Annotated in this window: 4 protein-coding genes; 2 read left to right on the forward strand and 2 right to left on the reverse strand. The window is 46.0% G+C overall.

The window, feature by feature from the left end; genetic code table 11:
* Nucleotides 1-851 (reverse strand): amino acid permease (locus tag B7L70_RS12010; RefSeq protein WP_143701650.1); only part of this gene is annotated, 851 nt, incomplete at its 3' end.
* 180 nt (nucleotides 852-1,031) lie between these two features.
* Here B7L70_RS12010 and B7L70_RS12015 point away from each other — a divergent pair.
* Both B7L70_RS12015 and B7L70_RS12020 read left to right on the forward strand, forming a co-directional pair.
* Nucleotides 1,032-1,601, forward strand: a complete 570-nt coding sequence (locus tag B7L70_RS12015) for a GMP synthase subunit A (protein ID WP_081228392.1) — start codon at nucleotides 1,032-1,034, stop codon at nucleotides 1,599-1,601.
* Nucleotides 1,602-1,693: 92 nt separating this feature from the next.
* The gene (locus B7L70_RS12020; protein ID WP_081228393.1) at nucleotides 1,694-2,821 is read left to right on the forward strand and encodes a GMP synthase; all 1,128 of its coding nucleotides are present in this window, start codon (nucleotides 1,694-1,696) and stop codon (nucleotides 2,819-2,821) included.
* Here the strand turns inward: B7L70_RS12020 and B7L70_RS12025 are convergent.
* A complete protein-coding gene (locus tag B7L70_RS12025; protein ID WP_081228394.1) occupies nucleotides 2,805-3,380 on the reverse strand; it encodes a phosphoribosyltransferase in 576 nt (191 codons plus the stop codon). The two genes, B7L70_RS12020 and B7L70_RS12025, sit on opposite strands and share 17 nt — an antisense overlap.
* Between the last annotated feature and the right edge of the window lie 220 nt (nucleotides 3,381-3,600).

The following is a 3,600-nucleotide window of genomic DNA, read 5'->3' on the forward strand; positions in this document are numbered from 1 at the left end:
TAGAGGGCTTCGAAACCTAGCGTCGCCAGGATCATTGTTGTAATCGCAGCAGTAGGTACGTTAAACTTAATGGCTGACTTACCCCTGATCTCGGATGCTATTGCGGGACCTGCCATCAACCATGGGTAGACGTACAGGGCGAAGAACGGTATGACCATGAAGGCACCATCCCATGTGAAGTAAGGACCACTATAACCACTGGATAATGATGTGTACGAGTAACCACTTGGCAACAACTCATTCACCGCAGCTATGGCTGCAGTCCTCGGTGTGATGAATAACACGGCAATGGCTAGGGCAAGGCCTAACAGGGATATTGAGGTTAAGATAGTCATGAGCCTAAGCCCATACCTAGTACCCAATATGTTGGCCGTAACTATCACGGCGAAGAAGGCTATTGCCGCGCCTATCATCGACCAGGTATTGAACGTCACGTTGAACCCAAGCAAGGGCAACACTGACTCGAGCTGGAAAACACCGGCTATAGCAATTAATGCATAATAGGCCAAAGCCTGTATCACAAACGCCATAACCAAACCATTTATTAACCAGGCAAGCCTTGGACCAAAGGCTCTACTAAGCCACACATAGTCGCCACCCGTTCGTGGTATTAGGGTTGTCAATAGCGTATAGACGATTATTTGTGGTATGGATAGTAGAAAGGCCAACAACGACGCATACACAAGGTTAACGCCAACCAAACTCGGCAAAGCCATTAATGTGAAACCGACAGTTCCAAGGGCGGCGCCAATCGACATGTTGGCGATGTTTATTGAGACCGCATCCCAAAAACCAGCCTCCTTAACCAAACCCGTGGACTCCCTTAGGAAAACTCCCGATTTGACCTCCATTGTTCCATCGCTTATTGAAACGTTTATAAAGCTTTCACATAATAATAATAATCATTTGTTTAAACAATTGTTTAAACACAAATTATCATCCATTATTTAATAAAATGATTAAAGATACTTAATAATTAACGAGCATTTATTACCAAAAGCTTTTAAAGATTTATTTTTACAGGAAATCCCGTGGTTATTGGAATATTGAACTTCGGGGGACAATACAACCACCTAATCCTAAGGCGCATTACCGAGCTAGGATTCGATGGAGCCTTCATCGAACCTAACGAACCCATCAATAAGGTTAGAGAGAAATACAACTGCCTAATCATAAGCGGTGGACCCTGGAACATACCCGAGGACATACCCAGGACCGGCAACGCCATTAACTATATCCTTGAGTTTCCAAGACCCGTACTTGGTATATGCCTCGGCCATCAACTGATGGCTTACGCATACGGTGGCGAATTGGGGAAGGGGTATTCAGAGTTCGGTGGTGTTAGGGTTCAGGTGGATGATGAGGACACAATACTGAGGAGCTTACCCAGGGAATTCACTGCGTGGGAAAGCCACAACGTGAGCGTGGTTAAACCACCAAGGGGCTTTAAGGTCATTGCGCACAGCTCCAGGGTACCCGTGGAGGCAATGGCAAATGAGGACTTGGGTAGGTTTGGCGTTCAGTTTCACCCAGAGGTTAGGCACACGGAGTTCGGCACATTAATAATTAGGAACTTCCTGGAACTATGCACCATGCAATAAATGATCTTTGATAATTTTGATTGAACAATCAACCTCGCCATGTCCATGATTTCTAGGTAAAGTATTTAAATGGTTTATTAAATTAGGAATCAATGGATTACACGAGCATTATTAATAAGTTAATCGATTATACCAGGTCCCTACCGATCAATTGCGCATTAGCCGCAATAAGCGGTGGTGTGGATAGCACGACAAGTGCGGTATTAGTCAGGAGGGCTATCGGTGATAGGTTGAGGGCCATGTTTATTGATACAGGCTTCATGAGGAGCAACGAACCCAACCAGGTGAAATCCCTCCTAAGTGGCGTTCTACCCATCAACATAGTCGACTTACACGATTACTTCTACCGCGAGATGCTTGGGATAGGCGACGCTGAGGAAAAGAGGGTCAAGTTTAGGGAACTCTTCTACACAGCCCTCTCCAGGATAGCCAACGAGCTTGGTTGCGACTGGCTTGTTCAAGGCACGATAGCCCCAGACTGGATAGAAACGAAGGGCGGTATCAAGACCCAGCATAATGTGCTCGAGCAGGTGGGCATAGACACCGTCAGTAGGTACAGGTTCAAGCTCCTCGAGCCACTGAGGGAGCTTTACAAAGACCAGGTTAGAGAGATAGCCAGGTACTTGAGCGTGCCCGGCGAGATCATCAATAGACAACCCTTCCCAGGACCTGGGCTTAGCATAAGAGCCGTTGGTACCTTAACTATGGAAAAACTGGATGTCGTTAGAAAGGCCACGGAAATTGTGGAAAAGAGGCTCGGCGAACTAGGTCTCAGCCAGTGGTTCGCGGCAGCTTGGGAATTCAAGGTCTCACATAATGATGAGATCACGAAATCCCTAGGGCAACTCGGCAGGTTATCTGCAGAGCTGTTTAGCATTAGGGCAACGGGGGTCAAGGGGGATGCGCGTTCGTATGGCCATGTTGCGTTAATTAGGGGAGAACCTACACGATGGGACATCGTTTATGAGCTTTACGATCTCGTGACATCGAGGTACGATGTAACCCACGTAATATACGAGTTAGCTGAGAGAGGTCGTGGTAAGTATTTCGTTTCAATAAGGGCTGTGGTGACCGACGACTTCATGACTGCGGATGTGCCCAGGTTATCGCGTGATAAATTACTTGAGGTGGCTAAGGAGGTTTTAGATAATGATGATAGGGTTGCTGGGGTTGGTTATGACGTAACGCCCAAGCCTCCGGCCACTATCGAGTACGAGTAGAGAATAATTTCATGAACTTATTCACAAAATCCTCACCGAAATAATTAACCAACCCTAATTCCCTTATTACCACGTTAATATCCGCCTTATCGAGCCTACTCCTAACAACCTCACCAACCTCCCAGGGAAATAGAATCCACTTATCAGTGGTACCTACGTAATAATCAGGCCTAGTCCCTGACCATGGCTTAACGAACAATGTAGCCGTTCTCACACTCCTAACGCCATAAAACCTAAGCAAATCCCTAGCCATTGCAAGCGTTCTACCGGAATCAGCAACATCATCCACAAGCAACACAGCCCTACCCCTCAAATCACGCACTATAGGGTAGGTAATAACAGGCTCCTCACCAGAACCAACCCTAGTACCATAACTCGTTATGCCAAGAACCACCAAATCATCAACACCAAGGAAATCAGAAACAAGCTTACCCACAACATACCCACCCCTGAGTACGGCAACAATCGAATCAGGCCTATAACCAGAGTCCTTAATCAATAATGACAAATCAAGCGACATATCCACCAACCGCTCCCAATTAAGTATTAAAAACTCCATTAAATAATCACCGAAACAATCGAATTAAAAGGCTTTCCTTAAATCAGCACACGTTCCATCAATTAATTAAACAATAATCACCAACCACACATGCCCATGAAAAATAACATAAAACACACGTAATAATAATTAATAATAACGTAGAAGGATAACATCTTGCCGTCTCTCCGGAGATGGCGGTTGACCCGCCGTCTCCTTCTCGACGGTCTCCCCGAGCCCC

The organism is Vulcanisaeta sp. EB80 (assembly GCF_002078205.2).

Coding starts and splice junctions, on each gene's coding strand:
- B7L70_RS12020 (WP_081228393.1), top strand. CDS start 1,694: ATGGATTACACGAGCATTATTAATAAGTTAATCGATTATACCAGGTCC.
- B7L70_RS12025 (WP_081228394.1), bottom strand. CDS start 3,380: ATGGAGTTTTTAATACTTAATTGGGAGCGGTTGGTGGATATGTCGCTT.